Source organism: Paraburkholderia sp. NMBU_R16 (assembly GCF_013282575.1).
In the GTDB taxonomy this organism is placed as follows: Bacteria; Pseudomonadota; Gammaproteobacteria; order Burkholderiales; family Burkholderiaceae; genus Trinickia.
On sequence record NZ_JAAAYE010000020.1, the window covers coordinates 77169 to 98767 of the forward strand.

The window sequence follows — 21599 nt, forward strand, 5'->3', positions numbered from 1 at the left end:
ATTGCGGCAGGCCGTCGGAATCGTTGGTGCGATCGACGCTCATGACGCAAAATCCTCGGGGTGCAACGGCGCGACGGCGCGGACGTGTTCGCCCGCGCTGACGGCGTGGACGCCTTGCAGCACCACGCGTTCGCCATCGCGAAGTCCCGAGGCGACGGAGATCGTGCGTTCGTCGTAGCGCACGACTTCAATCGGACGAAGCTCGAGCGTATCGCTGCCCGCGCGCACGACCCATACGGCCGGCCGCTCGCCGACGTGAAAGAGCGCGGTGGCGGGCAGGGTGAACGGATGCGCGACCGAAGTGTCGCCGGACGTTTCGAACGCGACGTTCGCGGTCATGCCGAGCTTGAGCGCGGGCGTCGGCGCCTGCAGCGTGAGTTTGACGCGGTAAGTGCGGCTTTGCGGATCGGCGGCCGGCGAGACTTCGCGCACCCGCGCCGCAAACGTCTGGCCCGGTAAAGCCGGCAGACTCACCCGCGCCGTATGACCGACGGCAAGCGAGGGCAGCAAGCGTTCGGGCGCGTCGCAGACGACATCGATCTCGCCGCTCCACGCCAGTTGGTAGACAGCCTGACCCACCGACACGTTTTGGCCCGTATCGGCGTTTTCAGCCGTAATGACGCCGGCATGATCGGCCGCGAGCGTTGCATACCGGAGCTGATCGGCAGCCAGCGCGCGTTGGGCTTGCGCGGCATCGCGCTGCGCCGCGGCCGCCGCATAAGCGTCTTGCGTTTGTTCGAGTTGAGCGGACGCGATGAGGTTTTCGTGTGCCTGGGCGCGATCGCGCTCGAGCTGCTGTTTCGCATAGACGAGCCGGTGCTGTGCCGCGTCGAGCTGCGCTTGCGCGTTGGCGACGTTCTTTTGCATGTCCGCCGGATCCAGGCTCGCCAACACTTGTCCTGGCTTGACCGTATCGCCGAGACGCACGCGTCGCTCGACGATCTTGCCCGCGACGCGGAACGAAAGGGGCGTGCTGTAGCGTGCCTGCACCTGGCCGGGCAGCGAGGCGTGCGGTGCGCGACCGTCCGGATGCACCGCAATCGCCACGACGGGTTTGATCGGGGGCGCGGCGGCTTCCCGCGGATGGCAGCCGGCGAGCGCCAGGGCGCAGCATACCGATGCCAGAACGCTGTATCGGCGTGGGGACGAAGCGGCGCGACGCAACGACGCGCGCACGCCATTCGGCGCGCCATGATCGGAACGATCCACGAAGCCCTCGAAAGCAGATGAAAGGTGAAGAAAAAGCGCCGCAGGGTGGACCGCGCGAGCGCGGCCGGTCAGCCGCACCGGGGTAAGTCGTCTCAAATTTGCAGGTGCATTCTAATACAGGTGTGTATCAGAATGCAAAGACGGATTTGCCGATCTGGCGGTGCTACACTATGTGATATGAAACGAAAACGCCTGACCCGCGAGCAGAGCAAGGACCAGACGCGCGAGCGCTTGATCGACTCCGCGCGCACGATGTTTATCAAAAAGGGGTATGTCGCAACGAGCGTCGAGGACATCGCGTCAGCGGCGGGCTATACGCGTGGCGCGTTCTATTCGAACTTCGACGGCAAGGCCGAGTTGCTGATCGAACTGCTGCGCCGCGACCACGACCGGATGGATGCGGATTTCCAAGCGATCATGCAAGACGGCGGCACGAAAGCGGAGATCGAAACGCGCGTCACGACCTACTACAGCCAGATGATTCGGGACGATCATTGCTTCCCGCTTTGGGTCGAGGCGAAACTGCTGGCGGGCCGCGACGCCAAATTCCGCGTCCGCTTCAACGCGTTTAGAAACGAGAAGCTCGAGCAGATCGCAGCGTATATCCGCGCTTTTTCCGAGCAGGTGGGCAGCGAGCTGCCGTTGCCGGCCGAAACGCTGGCGCTAGGGCTGGTGAGCCTTTGCGACGGCCTGCAGTTCTTTCGCATGTGCGATCCTCAGCAGTTCACCGACGAGATAACCGAATCGGTCCTCGCGGGCTTCTTCCAACGGGTCCTGGTTGCCTGAAAGAGCCTCCAGTCTGCAATATCGAGATATTTCTCAGAGATTTGGGCGTCGACGATGACTAAAACTAGGCGAGTGGAAACGAGCGAATGCGCTCGGTTCGCCAACGTTATAGGAGTCGACGATGACCAACGAAGACAACAGGTACGCGGACGCCAAGCGGCGACTGAGGCTGATGATGGATGCCCGGACGCCCTCGCCACAAACCGATAATCTGCAGCGGGATCTCGACATTCTGCAGGCAATGCTGCTACTCATCAAAGGCGCGCAAGACGTTCGCGCGATGCAGTCCGGGTCGGGCACGAGCTACGAAGAATCCAAGCAGCTCGTCTATACGCTGATCGAGACGAAGCCGAAGTTCACGCGAGCCAAAGTGAGCGCGGTCGCCGATACCATTGGGCAACTCGTGACCTCTGCTGTGCCGACGGCGATCAATGCAGCAGGACAGCTCGCCGCGAAAGCCACCGGCAGCGAGACGGTCGGCAAGGTCTTCGAAGGGGTCAAACAAGTCCACGATGTCACCGACGCCACCATCAGCGCGGTGGGAACGTTTGCCTCTGTTCCGTCGATGGTTACCACCGTAATGAGCACGACCCACAGCTCGCTCGTGCAACAGTGCATGACGTGGTGGATGAGCGCCAACGCCGCTGCGAATGCGACGACGCTCGCAAGCGGTTATCTCAACATTCTCAGCCATATTACGACCGTCATCACGGTGCTCGTGACGGGCAGCAGGCTCGATCCGCTGCAGGCGCTCGAGGATCGCTATCGCGGTACGTGCAGTTGCTGCGGCGTGGCGGCAAATATTGCGCAGGAATGGATGAAGGGGGCGGCGTTATCGGCCGCCGCGCTGCATCCGGTCATTGCGGTGCCGGTGGCGGCCTATGGTGCGCTCGACAAAGGCGGCCATTATGTCGCAAAAAAGCTCGCTGCGAAGAAAGGCAAGGAACGGCACCGGGACGGGTACTACAGCGCTTGCGCGCTATGGGGCGCCGCGCAGCCGAACCCGTCGGAGCACGAGGTGTTCAAATACCACTTTCCCCATGTCCTCGGCAACGATGGCCGCTGCCCGATTGCCATGCTCATTCTCGCGACGTTGTTCGGACGGGGGAACCTTGAGGAAGGTGCCGCGAAGGCGGTCGCCGCGATCGTCTCGAACCAGGCGAGCGCAGTCGAGAAGATCAAAGGCTTGATAGGCTAGGCGGCACCGCGCATCGGCAGTGGGACGCCGTGCGCAGGGCGCCGTCAAACGCTGACGCCGGGCCCGTAGTTGCTGCCGATCAGGCGCGTGACCGCATCGACGTCAGCGTAGTCCTGCTCAGGTAGTCCGTCGAGAATCGACAGGAGCTCGTTGCTCGCGCCGGCATCGCGAGCAATGTCGACGATCTCGTCCTTGTTCGCCGGAAAGGACACCGAATGCAGCACATCCGCGATCTGAAGATCGATGGGTTCGTCCGGGACCGCGGGTGTCGACATGAGCATGCTCCTTTGGCAGTACGGGGCGCCGCCCGCCGACCTGCGGCGGCGGCTCTGTTGCGGCTCGATTGCGGTCCTCCGGGCTTCGGGGGCCGTCTTCAGGTTTGCGCCTGTCGCTCGTGCGGACCGAAGCGGGCCGCGAGGCCGTGCGGCTTCGGCAATTCGATGCGGCTCCAATGCTGGGGTCCCGGCCCGGTCCCGGCCAGCACGTGCGGTGCGGGCGGTGCCACGGGCGGCGCGTTGATTCGCGCCGCGGCGAGCGCGGCGCGTGCCGTCAGGCTGTCGAGCGCCGTCGTATGGTTGGGCGCGGCGAAGCACGATGCCGAAAGCAATGCCATGGTCGTCAGTGTCGAGACTTTCATGACTCGACCTCCTTCTCGATGCGACATGCAGCCTTTGAGTCGTCTTCCGACCGGCAAACGCAGCATGCCGCGTGCCCGGGGCAGGGCGTGCCCTAGCGCAGCACTTCGAAGCGCGTCCAGGGCCACGAGGGCCTGTCGCGCATGTAACCGTTGAGCCAATTCCACTGCGGGTGGCGTTTCATGAACGCCTGTGCATCGAACGGGCGGCCGCAGGGATGTCCCCAGCGCGCCCAGAACGCGAGATCGCGCGCCATTTCGCTGTCGACGACTTTGCCATCGTTCGCACCCCAAGGATTGAACGGTCCATGGTCGTGACCGGCGAAGCGCGCGTCGTCGAGCTCCAAATGCCCGCAGATGGTGCGCGAGCAAGGATTGTCGTCGCGGTCGAGATAGACATCGTGATGATCGGCGATCATTTCCTTCGCGAGCTCGACATCGATCTTGCCGTGGTGGATGTCGGCCAACTGCATGAAACGCAGGCGGCGCGCTCCGTTTTTACGAACGTCGGTATAGTCTTCGCCCTCGCCAATGCACTCCTGATTGCGAATTTTCAAGTTGGTGGCGGTATTGCAACCACTATAGAAGCCGTCCTTGGTGCTTTCGAATCCGCGGGCGTGCAGCCCGAGTTCGAAGCGAGCGATTTCGCCAGTTTTCAAATCGCCCAGCAACCAGCTGTTCGCATAGCCGCCGTTGTTCGACAGTGCAAACATGTCGCACCATTCGCCGATCGAATTGGCGTATTGCGTCGCACGTCGCGAACGGTAGAATTCCGGCGCGCCCGATGGGTTGTAGCCGGCGAAGTTCGAGATCGTCGTTTCGGTCACCATGAGGCCGGCAGACGTCAGCCAGAAGTCCGTCAGACTCGAAATGCAGCCGGGCAGGCCCTGCATCAGAATGCGGTGTCCCGCGTCTGGGACGATGTCGAATACCACGTTGAATGCGTCGCCCGCCGCGTAGCGGTCCCACGAGTTGTGGGCCATGACGATGCTGCCATCGCGCGTGGCGCTGCCGGTCGCAATGAATGCGCTGCAGTGATGCCCCCGTCGGCCGCGCCAGAGCTTGATGCCGGCCGAAGGATCCCGCGCCGCCGCCTGGGTCGGCCACCAGCTTTGCAGCAAGTCCATATAGCCGTTCCATGCGAGCACGTCGGCGAACGGCAACTTTGCACCGTCGGCGATACCCTGAATTTCGTCCAGGTATTCGGTATCGAGCTTGCGCGAAAACTGCTCGACGGCAGCACGCGTGAACGTTTCGAACTCTTCCCCGGTATCCCAGCGGGCGAGATATTTGGCGGTGCGGATCGCGTTGTGGATCTCCGCGGCCAACACTTTGCCGTGCTGCTCGCCACGGTCGTACGGCTCGCCTTCAATATGGACGAAAATCCATCCCGCGTGGTCGCGGCGCACGGCATCGAGGAACGGCTCGCTCATCTTCGCTCCGGATCGACGAATCGGCCGGGAGAACGCTCACCCGGTGCGTTGCGCACGGTACGGCGTCGTTGCCCAGCTTCCGTTTCATTGTAGAGAAATTGCCGAGCTTTGCCATCCGGGCCATCACGCGCGGCCCATGCCGATCAGATCGCCGGATTCATCCGACGGTAGGCGTCGAGCAAGGCGGTTTTGTAGACCGCCCCCATCAAGGTCGGCTCTTCCGCGCTCGCGACGACGGGCAGCCGTTCGCCCTGAAACGCCAGAAAACGCTGCAATGCAACGCTGATCGGCATATCGGGCGTCAGCGTCGCGAATTCGGGCTGTAAATAATCGGCCGCGGTGCGCGATGCGGTGTCGCGCTTGTCGAGCAGATCGGACGTGATGTGCTTGAGCGCGACGACGCCGAGGAAACGGCCTTCTGCATCGACGACGTAGAGATACTTGACCGGATACTCGAGGAAGATTCGCGTCATCTCGCGCACGCTCGCAGTCAACGGCACGACGGTGTCCGCGGGCTGGATGAGCTCGCGCATCTGGGTTGCCCGCAGGCGCATCCGTTCTTGCTCGTCCGCGTGGCGGCGCAGCGTGATGTCGTACATCGATGCGTTGCCGATGGCGCGGGCGACGAAATACGCCACGACACAAGAAAGCATCAGCGGCAACACGACCTGATAGCTGAGCGTCATCTCGAAGATCATGAGAATCGCCATCAGCGGAGCCTGCGTCGCACCCGCCAGAAACGCGCCCATGCCGACCATCGCGTAGGCGAACGCACCCGAGGTGCCGTGCGGCCAAAGGGCGTGTACGGCGAGTCCGAACAGCGAGCCCAGTGTCGCGCCGACGAACAGCGTCGGCGTGAATACGCCGCCGATCGCGCCGGAGCCCACCGTCGCCGCCGTGGCGACGAGCTTGCAGGCGAGGACGACGACGAGTGCCGTCCACGTCCAGGGCGAGTGCAGAATCGAATTGACGACGCTGTATCCATTGCCCCAGACCTCCGGGACCCAGACGGAGATGAGCCCGACGACGAGTCCGCCGATGGCGAGCCGCAACGGCAGGGGTACAGGCAGCCTGCGAAACTGTGCACGTGCGAGATCGATGAGCCGCAGGAACTGCGGCGCCGCCGCACCGCACAGAAAGCCCAGCGCAACGAAAAGCAGCACCTCGAGACCGGCGATGGGCGGGAATTCCGGCATTTCATAAGGCGGCCGATAGCCCGCGAACTCGCGCATCGTAATGTTCGCGACGACGGAGGCCACCACCACGGGGCCGAAGTTCTCCATTGCGATCGACCCGAGTACGATCTCGGTGACGAAAAACGCGCCCGCGATCGGTGCGTTATAAGCTGAAGTGATGCCGGCCGCCGCGCCGCAGGCGACGAGCAGACGCAAGCGCTGCGGATCGAAATGGACGAGGCGGCCGATGACGGAACCGGCGAGGGCGGCCAACTGAACCATCGGGCCTTCCCGGCCGATCGAGCCGCCGAAGCCGATCGTGAAAAGCGCCGAAACGCTGCGCCACGCGCTCTGCCAGACCGGCACGACACCATCGCCGATCGCGATCGCTTCCATATAGTCCGAATTCGCCGGCCCGCTGGCCCGACGTTGCGACAGAACCAGTATGCCGCCCGCGATCAGCCCGCCGGCCGCGGGCAGCCAGAGCCGAACGGTCCACGGCAGCGCGCGCGCCATTTCGACCAAGCCGCTGGCCCGCCCGGAGATCGCCCATTGGAGCAGATCGATGCAGCGCCGAAAGGCGATCGTGGCGAAGGCGCCGAGCAAACCCGTGGCGACGGCCCACAGCAGCATCGTATGGGCCTCGGACAGTCGAAACACGGCTTGCGCGCGGGTACGCAGGCGGAGCAGGAATGAAAGCACGGCGGCGGTGGCAGATTGGGTCGAGCGCAAGGATAGCATCGCCTTTTCGGCGCGCGCGCCGCCATTTCGTACCGCAGCCTTGTCGGAAGACGACATCGTCAGCGCACGTCCTTGTCGAGTTCGGGGTAATGCCTGAAGATGCCGGTCTCGTTGAACGGCAGGCGTCGTTCGGAGGCGAGATAAGCGGCGATGTTCGGCCGCTCGGCGACGGCATCGTGCAACGCGGCAAGGCCGGGATAGCGGGTGGAGAAGCGCTTCATCGCGCGTGGGAACGCGTAGCGGAGCCCCTCGATCAGCTGGAACATCGACAAATCGACGTAGGTCAGGCTGTCACCCACCATATATCGGTCGCCGTTGGGGTTTTGTTCCAGAACGCGCTGGAAGTACCCCATGAACTTCGGCAGCCGGTGCTCGATGAAATCGGCTGCGCGGGCACGGGCGGCATCCTTTTGTTCCTCGTAGTAGCGCCCGGTGGCAATCGGATGGTGAGTATCGTGGACCTCGGTGACCATATCGGCGATCGTCAGCTGCAGTCCGTGCACGACATAGCGAAGTTCGTCCTTCGGCGCGAGATGAAGCTTCGGCCCGAGATAAAGCAGGATGTTGGCGGTGTGCGGCACGATCAGATCGCCGTCTTTGAGAAAAGGCGGGGCGAACGGAATATGCGGCTCGCTTTTGCTCGACAGGACCTCCAGCATGGCGCTCTCGCCATACCCTTCCTCGGCAGGGGCGCGGGCGACATCGATATACGGCGCGCGCGATTCCTCGAGCGCCAGGCGGACGAACTCGCCGCGGCCTGGCAAGCCGTTCCAGTAGTGCAGTTCATAAGCCATCGATTTCTCCTTTGAAACGAGCGGTGGCGCCAGGGCGCCGTCGCTTTGATCGCTCCGCGAGGGGGGGCGTTCAACCCAGATACCGTTGAACGCCCCAGGTGATGGCCAATCCGCCGACACTCAGCCATAGATAGAGGACGAGACCCGTTGCCAACGCACGCGGGCCGGCACGGCGGACTTGCGCGAGTTGCGTTTCGATTCCGAGCGCGGTCATGGCCATCGTCAGTGCGAAGGTATCGAGCGCGTTGGCAGCTTGAATGACGCCATGCGGCAACGCATGCAGGGAATTGGCGAGCACGCAGGCCAGGAAGCCCAACGCGAACCAGGGGACCGCCAGCTTGGCCGCGCGCGGTCGGTCGGCATGGGTGCGCGCGCCCGAGCGCATGAGCCAGGCACTGACCATGAGGAGAACGGGTACGAGCAGCATCACGCGCGTCATCTTGACGATTGTCGCAACATGCGTCGCCGCGGGGCCGACATCGCTGGCAGCGCCGACTACTTGCGCGACTTCGTGGATCGTGCCGCCGAAATACAGTCCCACCCCTGTGGCGTCGAGATGCAACCAGCCGGCGCGGTACGCCAGCGGGTAAAGGAGCATGGAAAGTGTGCCGAACAGCACCACGCTTCCCACGGCGACGGCACTCTTCTCGGGCTTCGACTGCAGCGTCGATTCGAACGCGAGCACCGCGGCCGCCCCGCAAATCGCGCTACCGGCAGCGGTCAGCATGGCGGTGTCGCGGTCGAGCTTGAATAGCCGCATACCGATCCAAGTTCCCACTGCGAGTGTGCTGAGCACCACCAGGACGGACACGGCGAGGCCAGGCAGGCCCACCTGAGCAATTTCCTGCAAGCTCACCCGCAGTCCGAAGAACGCAACCGCGATTCTCAGCAGCCGGCGCGCAGCGAAGTTGACTCCACTGGCCCAATGGGCAGGCATCCCGGCCCGCAGTGTGTTGCCGTAGATTGCGCCGGCCACGATGCCTACGATCAACGGACTCACGCCCAACGCGGCGAGCGACGGCAGAGCGGCAAGCCGCGTTACGGCGGCGGCGAATAGTGCAACGAACAGGAGACCGTTCAGACGCGCCTGTTTGTCGGACCCCGCGGGCGTTGCGGCGGGAAAAGCAAGCGGGGAGGAGCGAGACATCGAGGTGCCTTCGACGGGAGTAGCAACAAGGCTTATGGTATTTCTGCCGTACCGCTATGAAAAATTGTCATTAGCGACGTAATATATCGGCTCGGCCGATATATATCTCCATGACCCCCGACCAGCTGATAACCTTCGCCTCTGTCGCCGAGCATCTGAACATCAGCCACGCCGCGCTCGCGCTTCATTTGTCGCAGCCCGCCGTCTCAGGCCAACTGAGGCAATTGCAGGACGAGTTCGGCGAACCGCTTTACCGCCGGTACGGCAGAGGCATACAGCTGACACCCGCGGGCAAACAACTTGCCGAGTACGCGCGGCACGTGAGGGACGCATACGGGCAGGCCCATGCCTATCGCGACGCGCTGCGAGGTCTCGCGCGCGGGAGCCTGCGCGTGGGCGCGAGCACCACCCTTGCAAGCTATTTGCTGCCGTACCTGATCGCCGCATTTCAGCGACGTTTTCCTGAAGTGACCGTGATGACTTCGGGCGGCAACACCGCGGACATCGTCGCCGCGCTGCAGACGCTCGACGTCGCGATGATCGAAGGCCCGCCCGGGGCGGGACTGCCGCCCGGAACCGGGCTTCGCGGCTGGGGCGAGGACGAGATCGTAGCCATTGTGCCGGCGGATCATCCGCTTGCGGAATCCGGCGGGGCGGTTGGCACGATCAGCCTCGGTGCGTTAAGCGCTTGTCCCATCGTATTGCGTGAAGAGGGCTCCGGCGTGCGGCAGATCGTCGAGCAGGCATTCGCAGCGGCCGGCGTGCCGATGCACGTGGCGCTCAGGGTAGCGGGTGTCGAAGGTGTGAAAGAAGCGGTGCGGGCAGGCATGGGCGTCGGTTTCGTCTCGGCGCTCGCGATGCGCCACGAGGATGGGGCGCTCCGAGCGCTTTCGCTGGCACCGCAGCCGCTGACACGTCGGTTTTCGATTCTCGTGCCGCATGAAGGCGCCGGATCCCGTGTCGCCACGGCGTTCATCGATATGTGCCTGTCCGAGGCGACGCTCGGAGCTAAGGGCTTTCCATAATGGTGAGAAACCGGGGCGTGCGAGCATCATTCGAAAGTCGGGTCGTCGGTGCCCGTTTTTTTGGATTGCCAATGGAACCGGTTCCAGCGAGGCAGGTAAGGCGTCAAATGGGTGTCCGATGACTGAGATCGTGATCGTTGCGAACGCATTCGGTGCCGATCCGGTCTGGCGTAGCGGACATTTCCCCTGGCTGGGCGTTGCGGCGGACGCAGGCGCTCACGGCTTCGAAGTGCGGCGGGAGCTTTTTGCGAGCGACGCCGATGCCAACCACGAAGCACTCGCCAAGCTGGGCGCCGAGGCGCGCAAACGTGGCCTGTGGTGTGTCTACTCGACGCCAGCGTGCCTGTATATCGAGGGGCGGCTCGACCACCATGCGCTGGCGACAGCGCAGGCCGAGGCGGACGCGCTGGGGGCACGATACGTCAAACTGCAACTGGGCACTTTCACCGGGCGGGCGAACGCCGCCGCCATTGCACGCATCTGCGCCCAGGGGCGCGCGCGCCTTCTCGTCGAGAACGGTCAACGCGCAATCGACGACACACTCGCGCGCTTCGTGGCATTGTTCGATGCTGTCGCTGAAGAGGGGGCACCCGACGTACTCGGCATGACCTTCGACATCGGCAACTGGCATTGGGCTGGCGAAGCACCGCTCGCGGCGGCCCAGGCCCTCGCCGAACATGTCGAGTACATCCATTGCAAAGGGGTCACGGGAAGTGGAGCGCGCCGTTTTGCGTGCGCGCCCGCGGCCGACGATCCGTTTTTCCCCTCGATTTTCGCGATATTGCCGCGGCGCGTGCCGCGGGCGATCGAGTTTCCGCTCGCCGAGCAAGGCCTCGCCGACGACGCGCGCCGACGCGTTGCATGGTTGGCCGCGACCTGAACACAGTCATGACCTGGGAGTCTTCGATGTCTTTTTCTCTCGATGTCCTCACCTACGGCGAAGCGATGACGCTTTTCGTCGCGGATGAGCCGGGGCCGCTCGCGGAGGTTAACCGGTTCACGAAGCGAATCGCCGGAGCGGATCTGAACGTGGCCATCGGACTGGCCCGCCTCGGCTTCAAGGTAGGCTGGATGAGCCGCGTCGGCGACGACTCTTTCGGCCGCTATGTGCTCGATACCCTCGCCAAGGAGGGCATCGACGCGGGCCGCGTGAGCGTGGACGGACGGTATCCGACCGGCTTCCAACTGAAATCTAAGCAGGATGACGGCCGCGATCCGGCTGTCGAATATTTCCGCAGGGGATCGGCCGCGAGCCACTTGTCGGTCGACGACTATTCGCCCGAGTACGCGTTGGCGGCACGGCACTTGCACTTGACGGGCGTCGCCCCCGCCATTTCGGCTTCGTCGCACGAACTTGCGTTTCACCTCGCACGCGAAATGCGAGAGGCCGGCAAGTCGATCTCGTTCGATCCGAATCTGCGGCCGACGTTGTGGCCCTCGCGGGAAGCCATGGTGACATCGCTGAACCGGCTCGCCACGCTTGCCGACTGGGTGCTGCCCGGGCTCGAAGAGGGCACCGTCCTGACCGGCTTCACGAACCCTGAAGACATTGCGGCCTGCTACCTCGATGCGGGCGCGCGCGGCGTAGTCGTCAAGCTGGGCGCGCGCGGCGCCTATTACCGCACTGCCGAATGTTCGGGGTATGCCGCGGCCGCGCCGGTGGCGCAGGTCGTGGATACCGTCGGCGCAGGCGACGGGTTCGCCGTGGGCGTGATCAGTGCGTTGCTCGAAGGCCGGGCGTTGCCGGAAGCGGTAGCGCGCGGAAACCGCATCGGTGCGCTGGCGGTCCAGGTGATCGGCGATTCGGAAGGATTTCCGACGCGCGGCGAGCTCGACCGGCTCGAACGGATCGCCGCCCCGGCATGACGTAACGAAGGCTCGGCGCGCCCCGCGCCAAGCCTATTCACATGGAGGAGACACCTATGCCCGGAAATCTGGCCCCCCGCCGCTGGTGGGCGATCATGCCGATCGTCTTCATCACTTACAGCCTCGCTTATCTCGATCGCGCGAACTACGGCTTCGCGTCGGCCGCCGGCATCAACAAGGATCTCGGCGTGAGCGCGGGATTGTCTTCGCTGATTGGCGCGCTCTTTTTTCTGGGCTATTTTTTCTTCCAGATTCCGGGCGCCATCTATGCCGAGCGGCGTAGTGTGCGCAAGCTCGTTTTCGTCAGCCTGATTCTGTGGGGCGCGTGCGCGGCGCTGACCGGTGTCGTCGCCAACGTTCCTTCGCTCATCGTCATTCGCTTCTTGCTCGGTGTCGTCGAAGCCGCGGTCATGCCGGCCATGCTGATCTTCATCAGCAACTGGTTCACGCGGGCCGAGCGATCGCGCGCCAACACGTTCCTCATCCTCGGCAATCCCGTCACGGTGCTCTGGATGTCGGTCGTGTCGGGTTACCTAGTGCATGCGTTCGGGTGGCGCGAAATGTTCATCGCGGAAGGCTTTCCCGCCGTTATCTGGGCGTTTTGCTGGTGGGCGCTTGCGCGCGACACCCCGCGCGAGGTGAAGTGGCTGAGCGCCGAAGACAAGCGCGGCATCGACGCGGCGCTCGCGGCCGAGCAAGCGACGATCAAACCCGTGCGCAATTATGGCGAAGCGTTCCGCTCCCCCGCTGTCGTCAAGCTCTGCGCGCAGTATTTCTGCTGGAGCATCGGCGTCTACGGATTCGTCCTTTGGCTGCCGTCGATCCTGAAAAACGGCTCGGCGCTCGGCATGGTGGCAACGGGCTGGCTGTCGGCGCTGCCGTATCTGATGGCGACGATCGCGATGCTCGTCGTTTCGTGGGCATCGGACAAGCTGCGCGTGCGCAAGGCGTTCGTGTGGCCCAGCCTGCTCGTCGGCGCAGCGGCGTTCGCGGCGTCCTATGCGCTCGGCAGCACGCATTTCTGGCTCTCGTATGCGATGCTCGTCATCGCGGGCGCGGCGATGTATGCGCCCTATGGGCCGTTTTTCGCCATCGTTCCCGAACTGCTGCCGAAGAACGTCGCGGGTGGCGCGATGGCCCTCATCAACAGCATGGGCGCGCTCGGCTCGTTCGTCGGCTCGTATGTCGTCGGCTATCTGAATGGCGCCACGGGCTCGCCGGCTGCGTCGTATGCCTTCATGAGCGCGGCGCTCATCGCGTCGGTGCTGCTGACACTCGCGGTCAAGGCTCAGCCTGAAGCCAGCGCAGCGGTTGGCGCACATGCCCATGCGTCGGGAAAATGAATCGATGAAACCTCGTGTCGTCGTTTATAAGTCATTGCCTGCGGACGTACTCGCCAGCTTGCGCGAGCGCGCGGAAGTCGAACTCTTCGATTCCGCCGCGTTTGCATCCGCCGAGGCGCGCGCCTCGGCGCTCGCGGACGCGCTGGCTACCGCTGACGGCGCCGTGGGTGCAAGCGTGCCGATCACGCCTGCGATGCTCGAGGGCGCGAAGCGGCTGCGCGTGTTGTCCACGATTTCAGTCGGCATCGATCACTTCGATGTGCCCGATCTGAACCGGCGCGGTATCGTCCTTGCGCATACGCCCGACGTCCTGACGGAGTCGACGGCCGATACCGTCTTCGCGCTGATTCTCGCGACGGCACGACGCGTCGTCGAACTCGCCGAGTGGGTCAAGGCGGGACACTGGCGCGGTAGCATCGGGCCGCAGCAATACGGCGTCGAGGTCCAGGGCAAGACGATCGGCATCGTCGGGCTCGGGCGCATCGGCTCGGCTGTCGCACGCCGCGCCGCGCTCGGTTTCAATATGCGCGTGCTTTATGCCAATCGGCATCCCAACGAGGCGGCCGAGCAGGCCTTCGGTGCTCGCCGCGCAGAACTCGATACGCTGCTGGCCGAAGCCGATTTCGTTTGTCTGCAGACACCGCTCACGCCTGAAACGAAGGGGCTCATCGGTGCGCGAGAGCTGGCCGCCATGAAGCGCGGTGCAATCCTGATCAACGCATCGCGCGGGCCCATCGTCGACGAACGCGCGTTGATCGAGGCGCTACGGAACGGCACGATCGCCGGTGCCGGGCTCGACGTCTTCGAGCACGAACCGCTTGCCGCCGACTCGCCGCTGTTGCGCATGCCACAGGTCGTCGCGTTGCCGCACATCGGCTCGGCCACACACGAGACGCGCCACGCGATGGCTGCCTGCGCGGTACACAATCTTCTCGATGCGCTCGACGGCAAACTCGTCGGTAACGTTGCCAACCGAGAGGTTTTTGGGCGGCAACTGCGATGACATGCGAACGCACCTCCCAGATTGCGTAGGTGAATCGGCGGCGTGACGGGTGGTGCGGCGTGCCTTGCTGCGCTATGATGCGGCCACCGTACGAGTCGGGAAGCGCGCCACGGCGCGCTTTTTTTTGCGGCGCGAGTCAGCGCGTCGGGTGCCGAGCCGCAGCGGCACCCGCGCCAGTCCTCCGCAGAGTACTGACGCGTCCCTTTGGCGATCGCCACTGTTTCCCACGAGGAGATTTTCGTTGGCACTTGCATTCGAGCACGCATTTCGCGGAGGAGAACACGCGCGATGAACGTTCGGCCTTCTGGTGTACCGCGTCGCGCGACGATCAGCGATGTCGCGCGCGAAGCCGGCACGGGTAAGACCAGCGTCTCGCGATTCCTGAATGGCGAGACGAATGTCCTTTCCGCCGAGTTGCGCTCGCGTATCGAAACCGCGATCAAGCGCCTCGACTATCGGCCCAACCAGATGGCGCGCGGGCTGAAACGCGGGCGCAATCGGCTGATCGGCATGCTCGTCGCCGATATCACGAATCCTTACACCGTCGAGGTGTTGCGCGGCGTCGAGGCTGCGTGTCACGCACTCGGACTGATGCCGCTCGTATGTAACGCGGCAAACGAACTCGAGATGGAGCGGCGCTACGTACAGCTGATGACGACGTATCGCGTCGAAGGCGTGATCGTCAATGCGCTCGGTGTCAGTGAAGAGACGCTGCAGCCGATTCACGCGGAAGGCACGCCGGCTGTGCTCGTCGATCGTACGGTCGAAGGGGTCGCGGCCGACATGGTCGGTCTCGATAACGATGCCGCGGTGCGCTTGGGCATGCAGCATCTGTTCGAGCAAGGTTTCGACGATATCTGCTTTGTCGTCCAACCCTACGAGCGCATCAGCTCGCGCCGCCTGCGCGAAGCCGCGTTCAGGGACGCGCTCGCGCAAGCGAAGCACGGCAGCAGCGCCGGCGCCAGCGGCGGGCAAGCCATCATGGGACGTACGATCGTGGCCGACCTCGTCGATACGCAAGAGATGAACCGAGCCTATGCCGAGATCGATGCTCATCTCGCCAACGCTACGGCGAAAGGGCGCAAGCGGGTGGCCCTGTTCGCGGCCAATGGCCCGGTTGCACTTTCCTTGGCGCTGCATCTGCATGCGCGCTACGGCGTACACTGGCAGGAGCACGCAGCGCTGATCGCGATCGACGATTCGGAGTGGGCCGAGCTCGTCGGCGTGACGACGATCCGTCAGCCGACTTATGCGATCGGCTACCGGGCCGTCGAGTTTTTACATGAGCGCATAGAAGGCGCGACCGATCCGGTACGCGAAGCGATGCTGCCCGGCGAACTGATTGCGCGGGCGTCCACCGGCCCGGTGTGACCGGTATGGCAGGTTCGCCGCACGCGGCGAGCGTCAGGGCATCCGCATCCGCAGGCGCATACGCGTCGTCGACATAAAACAGAGAGTGCGCAACGATGGAAGCTTATCGCTACGAATGTGCGAACGCGCACTTGGAAACGCTCGCGCGCGTCATTAGCGACCTCTTTCCCGAGCAGACGCTCTTTTCGGATCGGCCGGCGGACGACGGCACGCCCGGACTTGCCGTTCAATGGGTCGCGATGCGGTTCGGGCCGACCGCGCGGCGCATGACATTGACCGTCCGTCTCCCCGCGCCCGCCTATGCGCGCTACGTCGCAGTGCCGGCAGCGATGCGCGCGCGCAGCTTTGCGGTCCTGCGCGCGTATGTCGAAGCGGCGCTGGGCTCGCTGGAGGAGCAGTATGCCAACGGTGAGGCCGTGCCGCGCGAGGTCGATATCGAATTGGGCGACGAATTCGCATAAGCCGCGGCCATGACGGACACGCCGTCGGACCGGCTCGTCAATCGGCTCGACGGTAGACGGCGGCGAAACGTTCAGCCTTCACGACGCCGTAGTCACCGGGCGCGTACTGCATGAGCCAATCTCCAGCTGCACCGGTGAGCGTATCGCCATCGGCCGTGCGCGCGATTGAAAACGGTTGCGTCATTCGCTTCGCGAGCACGGCGACCGGCCGATTGCGGTAGGCACCCGCTTCACCGTGGGTGACGCCGGGGACGGCGGGGAGGTATTTGGCATCGAAGCGCGCGCGCTCGACGACCCATCGGGCACCGCCCGTTCCGGTGACGAGCGCGTCGCCCGGCTCGTAACGATTGGGGCCCTCCAGGCTCATCAACGTGCCGGGGCTTCGCGCGAAGGCCACACTGACTGTCTCGTCCTTCACGTATCGGTCCGCAGCAGGATCGCGGCTCAAATCGACATCTTTCAGTTCGTTCATCGAAGCGGCGTCAAGACAAAGGCGTGAGCGTAGCCCGAAGCCGGCCATCGCGCACGCCTTTTCATGCGCAAGCGTTATTGCTGCGAAGGCTTCGGCATCTTCGGGATGGGCGCGCCGCGGTGCTTGTGCCGGCCCATGTTCTCTCGGAACGTCGTGTCGGCCAGCTTCTTCTGTTCTGCCGAGAGGCTCGAGTAAAGCGGCTCGAACGCCGCCACGAGCTTCTTCGCGCCATCGGCGTGCGCCTGCGTGAGCTGTGCGTAGCCGCGCATGTTGTCGAGCGCCGTCTCCGTGTCGATGCCCTTCATGCGCTGCTCGTACAGCTTACCCATCGTCTCGCCGTCCTCGCGCATCGCGTCGGCGAATGCCTTCCACTGCGTCTCCTGCGCAGGGGTGATCTTCAACTGATCGTGCAGATAGGCGATACGCTGCTCGATACGAGCTTCATGCTTCGCGGCGGGTGTCGCGGGCGAAGAGGCCGCCGACGCAGGCGCCTGTGAGGCGGTTTGCGCGAACGCCCCGTTGACCGCGAGCGTGCACGCGACGATGACAAACGTTTTTTTCATTGGAGCTCCTTCGTTCGTTCGGACAAGCAGCCGGCGCGCAGCGACCTGCGCCAAGCAAAGTCGATTTGTACCACTGCGCTGCGGCATTCGTCTGCCTTGAGACATGCGCTTACAAATGAAACCGCCTCGTAAGCGCACCCGTGAGCAAGCGCTATGAGCGATAATGCGGCGCTTGTCATTTAGCCGGGCGCCCCGCCTTTCATCGATGAGACCGCCACGCCTCGATCAACTCGACGAACTCGACCGCAACCTGGTGGCATTGCTGCAGGCCAACGCGCGCGAGAGCGTCGCCAATCTGGCCCGCCGCCTCGGCGTGGCCCGTACCACGGTCCTGGCTCGGATCGAGCGGCTAGAGCGCACGCAGGTGATCGCCGGTTATGGCGTACGGCTCGGACAGGACGTTCTGGACGCCAGTATCAATGCCTTTGTCGGCATCATTCTCGCGCCGAAGTACGGTCCGGACGTTCAAAAGCGGCTCGCGAAGATGCCGGAAGTGCAATTGCTCTGCGCCGTGAGTGGCGAATACGACTACGTCGCGTGGCTGCGGGCCGATTCCCCTGAGCGGCTCAACGAGTTGCTCGACCAGATCGGTGCGCTGGAAGGCGTCGAACGGACAACGACCTCGATCATCCTCGCTCGAAAAATCGATCGCGGAACGCTCACCTAGGCGCGTTTCGTCGAAGTGTCGGTTCGAGTCGTCTTTTCGACGAAACTAGCGGCAGCCCGCGGCACTTTGCGCCTGTTTTCCGGTTTTGCGCATCCTTAAACTGTTCTGAAGCGCGGACTGCGCTCGCCTTGTCCCGCGCGGCGGGAGGGGCGCACCCACCAAACAGAACGCCAAGGAGAAGCGCATGAAAGTAGCCATCGTCGGAGCAGGTCTCATCGGCCACACCATCGCCCGCATGCTGCGGGGAACCGGCGATTACGAAGTGGCCGCGTTCGATCGCGATCCAGTCGCACTCGAGAAGCTCGCGGCGCAAGGCATCTCCACGTACCGCGTCGACTCGGCCGATGCGAATGCGCTCAAGGCGGCTCTGAACGGATTCGACGCACTCGTCAACGCATTGCCGTATTACCTTGCCGTCAACGTGGCTGCGGCGGCCAAGGCGGCCGGCGTTCATTACTTCGATTTGACAGAGGACGTACGGGCGACCCATGCGATCCGCAGCCTGGCCGACGGTGCCGCGCACGCGTTCATGCCGCAATGCGGTCTCGCGCCGGGGTTCATCGGCATTGCCGCTCACGAACTGGCAAACCGCTTTTCGCAGGTTCGCGACGTGAAGATGCGTGTCGGTGCGTTGCCGCAGTTTCCCACCAACGCGCTCAAGTACAACCTGACGTGGAGTGTCGACGGGCTCATCAACGAGTATTGCCAGCCCTGCGAAGCGATCCGCGACTCGCGCAAGCAATGGGTGCAGCCGCTCGAAGGGCTCGAGCACTTCTCTCTCGACGGCACCGAGTACGAGGCATTCAATACCTCGGGCGGCCTCGGTACGCTGTGCGAGACGCTCTCCGGCCGTGTCGAGACGCTCGATTACAAGTCGGTGCGCTATCCCGGGCATCGAGACCTCATGCAGTTTCTGCTCGAGGATATGCGGCTTGCCAGCGACCGCGATACGCTCAAATCGATGATGCGGCGCGCGGTACCGTCCACTGCGCAAGACGTCGTGCTCATTTTCGTCACCGTCACCGGTATGCGCGATGGGCAACTCGTGCAGGAGGTGTTCACGCGCAAGGTTTTCGCAAAGGATCTCTGCGGCGTGGCGATGAGCGCGATCGAAATCACCACGGCGGGCGCTATGTGCGCGGTCCTCGATCTTTTCCGCGAGAACAGGCTGCCGCGCAGCGGGTTCATTCGGCAGGAGCAGGTGTCGATGCGCGAATTTCTCGCGAACCGCTTCGGGCGTCTCTACGATGGCGCGACGTTGGAAGCGCAAGCGGCCGTGTCCGTCTGAGCGCGCGGCGAACACTCGGCGCGAGGGCGAGAGATGTTCAAGGCAGGGGGCCCGGGGCGGCAACGATAGTCCGGAGCAGGGCGTCGAAATCGGTCTGCCGGGGCGACGTATTGTCGAACATGATCAGCCCCTCGCGCGCGGCACCGTCGGGTACGAAGCGGCGCTGCCGATACTCGTCCCAATGCGCGAGCTTGTACGCATCGTTGGGATTGCGCCGTCCCACGATGCGGGCGTGCGCCGTTTCCTCCGACGTCGAAACCCAGACGATGCGAATGACGACGTCATCGCCGATGCCGAGCCAGCTGCGATCGAATAGGCGCCGATCGCGGACTTCGCGGGAAAGCGGGCCGATCACCACCGCGCTGATGCCCAGTTCGAGGTTTTCGCGCGCGGTATCGAGCAGTCCGCGATACTCCGGGTCTCGCAGATGTTGAAGATAGAGCGGGCTGTCACGATCGTTCGGATCGCCGGTCAGTGCCCGCATGGCCGCCGCGCTGTAGCCGCCGTAGAGCGTGTCTTTGTCGAGCAGGCAAAACGCTTCGCCCGTCTCGTGCATGAGGGGGCCGATCAGGCGTTTGGCAATCGTAGTCTTGCCGGTGCCCGAATGACCGCAGAAGAAAACGAGGTGCGTCACGGATCGATGTCCTTCGAAGTTGACGCGCTCAAGTGTAGCGGTTCGGCTGGCTGCAGGGACGGCGCGTTCGCGGCTAAACTGCGTCGCTGTTCCCATCATTTCGGGCAGGAGAGACTACCGATGAGCGTGTCGAACGCCACCGCGCGCGCATTGATCGATCGGCTCGGGCTTGCGCCGCACCCGGAGGGAGGCTATTACCGGGAAACCCACCGCGACGGCGCCCGCGTCGTGCGGTTGGCTTCGGCGGATAGCGCGAACGCGGCAAACGCGGCGAAGGGGCCGGTACGCGCCGCATCGACTGCCATCTACTACCTGCTTTGCGATGGCGCCTATTCCGCGTGGCATCGCATCGATGCCGACGAGGTGTGGCATTTTTACGCAGGCGATCCGCTCGATATCCACATGATCGATGAGGCAGGTGTGTTGACGACGCGAAGGCTTGCTGCCGCACTGAGCCACGAAGGCGCCGCCTATCAGGTCGTGGTGCCCGCAGGCTGCTGGTTCGCGGCTGAGTGCGTGCCGGCGGACGACGCAAGCTTCGCACTGGTGGGATGTACCGTGGCACCCGGCTTCGAGTTTTCCGCGTTCGAACTCGCCGACACGCTATCGCTTCTCGCGCGCTATCCCCAACACGCCGCGCTGTTGCGCCGACTCAGCCCGGGCGCAAGCACGCGGCACGGCTGAAGCCGGATAGGCAGCCTCAGCGGATCGGGTTGTCGGCACCTTCGCCGACCACGGTCGTCCAGGGCCTGATTTTCCAGCCGGTGACGATGTGCTCCCGTACATAGGGGTCGTTGCGCGCAAAGGCATCGACAGTCTCGGGATCCTTGCATTGAAAAAGTAAGATCGATTGATCCACCGGATCGGCGAGCGCCCCGCCGAGTAGGAGCTCGCCGCGTTCGACGGCCTGCCATGCATGTTTCAGGTGCTCGTTTCGATAAAGCGGACGCCGTTCGAGGTAGTCGTGCGCAAGTTCGTAAAACAACAGGTAGTGCATGGCGATTCTCCCGTGAAAGGACCTCGGTCGCGAGATCGCCATCTTAGCAGCGCAGCCGAGGGACCACGTAGCCTGCCCATGCAGGGCGAGGGCAGGCTCCAGGCCGCGCCGGCCGAGCGCCATTCGGCGGCGGCCGGCCGTAGTGTCAGCCTTGGTCCTTGCGGGTAGCGGGGTCGACTTCGCTGAGGTCGTCCTTGCGGACCTCGGCCTCGCGGACCGTCGTTCCTTCGCTATCGGTCTCCGAAACGTCAGTTGTAAACGTCTCGTCGCTGCCCTGCTTTTCGTCCGATTGCGACGGCTGCCGGCCGGGGTTTTGCTGCTGCTGTGTGGCCATGAGACACCTCCCTTGAAGAAACCGTCGATGCCGTTGCGGCATGCGCCGTTATCGCAATCGAGCAAGCTGCGTACATGCCTGTGCGGGTATGCCCGCATAAGCGGGGCCGAGTAAGTTTTGGGTAAGAGAAGAGCGGTAGCGTAGGGAATCGAGGCCGCACGCGAAAGCCGGGCTCGAGCGGATGCTTGTATATCCGAAAGCAACTCGGCGCGTCGTTCCGATGCTCGCGTGCTCAACCCTATGGAGGAGACAGTGAGTGTCATCGAATCGGTTCTGCGCGAGGGCCGCATCTACGAGCCCAGCGCTCAAACAGTTGCCAATGCATCGATTGCCGGAATGGACGCGTACCGCGCGCTGATGGAGCAAGCGGAGCACGACTACGAAGGATTCTGGGCGAAGCTCGCTCGCGAGACGTTGTCGTGGCACAAGCCGTTCACGAAGGTGCTCGACGAATCGAA

At 63.9% G+C, this 21599-nt stretch carries 25 protein-coding genes; 13 read left to right on the forward strand and 12 right to left on the reverse strand.

All coding sequences use genetic code 11. The features are described 5' to 3' along the window. Window positions 1-39 precede the first annotated feature (39 nt). On the reverse strand, window positions 40-1164 hold the full coding sequence (locus GWC77_RS12715) for an efflux RND transporter periplasmic adaptor subunit (RefSeq protein ID WP_367949042.1): 1125 nt from the start codon (window positions 1162-1164) through the stop codon (window positions 40-42). A gap of 222 nt (window positions 1165-1386) precedes the next feature. Between GWC77_RS12715 and GWC77_RS12720 the strand changes: the two genes are divergently transcribed. After that, entirely contained in the window at window positions 1387-1995 is a 609-nt protein-coding gene (locus GWC77_RS12720; protein ID WP_173257256.1) for a TetR/AcrR family transcriptional regulator, read from the forward strand. A gap of 121 nt (window positions 1996-2116) precedes the next feature. Further along, entirely contained in the window at window positions 2117-3193 is a 1077-nt protein-coding gene (locus GWC77_RS12725; RefSeq protein WP_173257257.1) for a hypothetical protein, read from the forward strand. Window positions 3194-3237: 44 nt separating this feature from the next. Here GWC77_RS12725 and GWC77_RS12730 read toward each other — a convergent pair whose 3' ends face one another. From GWC77_RS12730 to GWC77_RS12755, 6 genes are all read right to left on the reverse strand, one after another. After that, complete coding sequence (locus GWC77_RS12730; RefSeq protein ID WP_173257258.1) at window positions 3238-3468, reverse strand: DUF2795 domain-containing protein; 231 nt, start codon at window positions 3466-3468, stop codon at window positions 3238-3240. Between the two features lie 98 nt (window positions 3469-3566). Next, window positions 3567-3830, reverse strand: a complete 264-nt coding sequence (locus tag GWC77_RS12735) for a hypothetical protein (protein ID WP_173257259.1) — start codon at window positions 3828-3830, stop codon at window positions 3567-3569. A 92-nt stretch (window positions 3831-3922) separates the two neighbouring features. After that, window positions 3923-5260 carry a C45 family peptidase gene (locus tag GWC77_RS12740; protein WP_173257260.1) on the reverse strand — a complete coding sequence of 446 codons (1338 nt, stop codon included), beginning with the start codon at window positions 5258-5260 and terminating at the stop codon, window positions 3923-3925. 143 nt (window positions 5261-5403) lie between these two features. After that, window positions 5404-7137 (reverse strand): ClcB-like voltage-gated chloride channel protein, encoded by a 1734-nt coding sequence (locus GWC77_RS12745; RefSeq protein WP_367949043.1) that lies wholly within the window; start codon window positions 7135-7137, stop codon window positions 5404-5406. Between the two features lie 98 nt (window positions 7138-7235). Then, window positions 7236-7970, reverse strand: a complete 735-nt coding sequence (locus tag GWC77_RS12750) for a glutathione S-transferase (RefSeq protein ID WP_173257262.1) — start codon at window positions 7968-7970, stop codon at window positions 7236-7238. Window positions 7971-8040: 70 nt separating this feature from the next. Next, window positions 8041-9117: a YeiH family protein gene (locus tag GWC77_RS12755; RefSeq protein ID WP_173257263.1), complete on the reverse strand. Its 1077-nt coding sequence runs from the start codon at window positions 9115-9117 to the stop codon at window positions 8041-8043. Between the two features lie 110 nt (window positions 9118-9227). Between GWC77_RS12755 and GWC77_RS12760 the strand changes: the two genes are divergently transcribed. The 7 genes from GWC77_RS12760 to GWC77_RS12790 all read left to right on the forward strand — a co-directional run bounded on the left by GWC77_RS12760 (window position 9228) and on the right by GWC77_RS12790 (window position 16186). Next, complete coding sequence (locus tag GWC77_RS12760; protein WP_173257264.1) at window positions 9228-10142, forward strand: LysR substrate-binding domain-containing protein; 915 nt, start codon at window positions 9228-9230, stop codon at window positions 10140-10142. Window positions 10143-10260: 118 nt separating this feature from the next. Next, on the forward strand, window positions 10261-11022 hold the full coding sequence (locus tag GWC77_RS12765; RefSeq protein WP_173257265.1) for a TIM barrel protein: 762 nt from the start codon (window positions 10261-10263) through the stop codon (window positions 11020-11022). Between the two features lie 26 nt (window positions 11023-11048). Continuing rightward, window positions 11049-12008: a sugar kinase gene (locus GWC77_RS12770; RefSeq protein ID WP_173257266.1), complete on the forward strand. Its 960-nt coding sequence runs from the start codon at window positions 11049-11051 to the stop codon at window positions 12006-12008. A 56-nt stretch (window positions 12009-12064) separates the two neighbouring features. After that, window positions 12065-13351, forward strand: coding sequence for an MFS transporter (locus GWC77_RS12775; RefSeq protein WP_173257267.1), 1287 nt, complete (start codon window positions 12065-12067; stop codon window positions 13349-13351). A 4-nt stretch (window positions 13352-13355) separates the two neighbouring features. Beyond that, window positions 13356-14354, forward strand: a complete 999-nt coding sequence (locus tag GWC77_RS12780; RefSeq protein ID WP_173257268.1) for a D-glycerate dehydrogenase — start codon at window positions 13356-13358, stop codon at window positions 14352-14354. Window positions 14355-14642: 288 nt separating this feature from the next. Further along, on the forward strand, window positions 14643-15725 hold the full coding sequence (locus GWC77_RS12785) for a LacI family DNA-binding transcriptional regulator (RefSeq protein ID WP_173257269.1): 1083 nt from the start codon (window positions 14643-14645) through the stop codon (window positions 15723-15725). A gap of 95 nt (window positions 15726-15820) precedes the next feature. Further along, the gene (locus tag GWC77_RS12790; protein WP_173257270.1) at window positions 15821-16186 is read left to right on the forward strand and encodes a DUF3022 domain-containing protein; all 366 of its coding nucleotides are present in this window, start codon (window positions 15821-15823) and stop codon (window positions 16184-16186) included. A 37-nt stretch (window positions 16187-16223) separates the two neighbouring features. On the opposite strand, the gene GWC77_RS12795 is transcribed toward GWC77_RS12790, so the two are convergent. Further along, complete coding sequence (locus tag GWC77_RS12795) at window positions 16224-16658, reverse strand: PGDYG domain-containing protein (RefSeq protein WP_173257271.1); 435 nt, start codon at window positions 16656-16658, stop codon at window positions 16224-16226. 74 nt (window positions 16659-16732) lie between these two features. Further along, window positions 16733-17221 carry a Spy/CpxP family protein refolding chaperone gene (locus GWC77_RS12800; protein WP_173257272.1) on the reverse strand — a complete coding sequence of 163 codons (489 nt, stop codon included), beginning with the start codon at window positions 17219-17221 and terminating at the stop codon, window positions 16733-16735. A gap of 205 nt (window positions 17222-17426) precedes the next feature. On the opposite strand from GWC77_RS12800, the gene GWC77_RS12805 reads away from it, so the two are divergent. Together GWC77_RS12805 and GWC77_RS12810 are read left to right on the forward strand one after the other, a co-directional pair. Next, window positions 17427-17888: an Lrp/AsnC family transcriptional regulator gene (locus GWC77_RS12805; protein ID WP_173257273.1), complete on the forward strand. Its 462-nt coding sequence runs from the start codon at window positions 17427-17429 to the stop codon at window positions 17886-17888. Window positions 17889-18072: 184 nt separating this feature from the next. Further along, on the forward strand, window positions 18073-19176 hold the full coding sequence (locus tag GWC77_RS12810) for a saccharopine dehydrogenase family protein (protein WP_173257274.1): 1104 nt from the start codon (window positions 18073-18075) through the stop codon (window positions 19174-19176). A 37-nt stretch (window positions 19177-19213) separates the two neighbouring features. Here the strand turns inward: GWC77_RS12810 and GWC77_RS12815 are convergent, their stop codons facing one another. Then, entirely contained in the window at window positions 19214-19810 is a 597-nt protein-coding gene (locus GWC77_RS12815) for an ATP-binding protein (protein WP_173257275.1), read from the reverse strand. Between the two features lie 120 nt (window positions 19811-19930). On the opposite strand from GWC77_RS12815, the gene GWC77_RS12820 reads away from it, so the two are divergent. Continuing rightward, complete coding sequence (locus GWC77_RS12820; protein WP_173257276.1) at window positions 19931-20494, forward strand: cupin domain-containing protein; 564 nt, start codon at window positions 19931-19933, stop codon at window positions 20492-20494. 16 nt (window positions 20495-20510) lie between these two features. Here the strand turns inward: GWC77_RS12820 and GWC77_RS12825 are convergent, their stop codons facing one another. Together GWC77_RS12825 and GWC77_RS12830 are read right to left on the reverse strand one after the other, a co-directional pair. Next, window positions 20511-20807, reverse strand: a complete 297-nt coding sequence (locus GWC77_RS12825) for a YciI-like protein (protein WP_173257277.1) — start codon at window positions 20805-20807, stop codon at window positions 20511-20513. 145 nt (window positions 20808-20952) lie between these two features. Then, window positions 20953-21141 carry a hypothetical protein gene (locus GWC77_RS12830; protein WP_173257278.1) on the reverse strand — a complete coding sequence of 63 codons (189 nt, stop codon included), beginning with the start codon at window positions 21139-21141 and terminating at the stop codon, window positions 20953-20955. A 252-nt stretch (window positions 21142-21393) separates the two neighbouring features. Between GWC77_RS12830 and GWC77_RS12835 the strand changes: the two genes are divergently transcribed. Beyond that, window positions 21394-21599 (forward strand): acetyl-coenzyme A synthetase N-terminal domain-containing protein (locus GWC77_RS12835; RefSeq protein ID WP_367949040.1); only part of this gene is annotated, 206 nt, incomplete at its 3' end.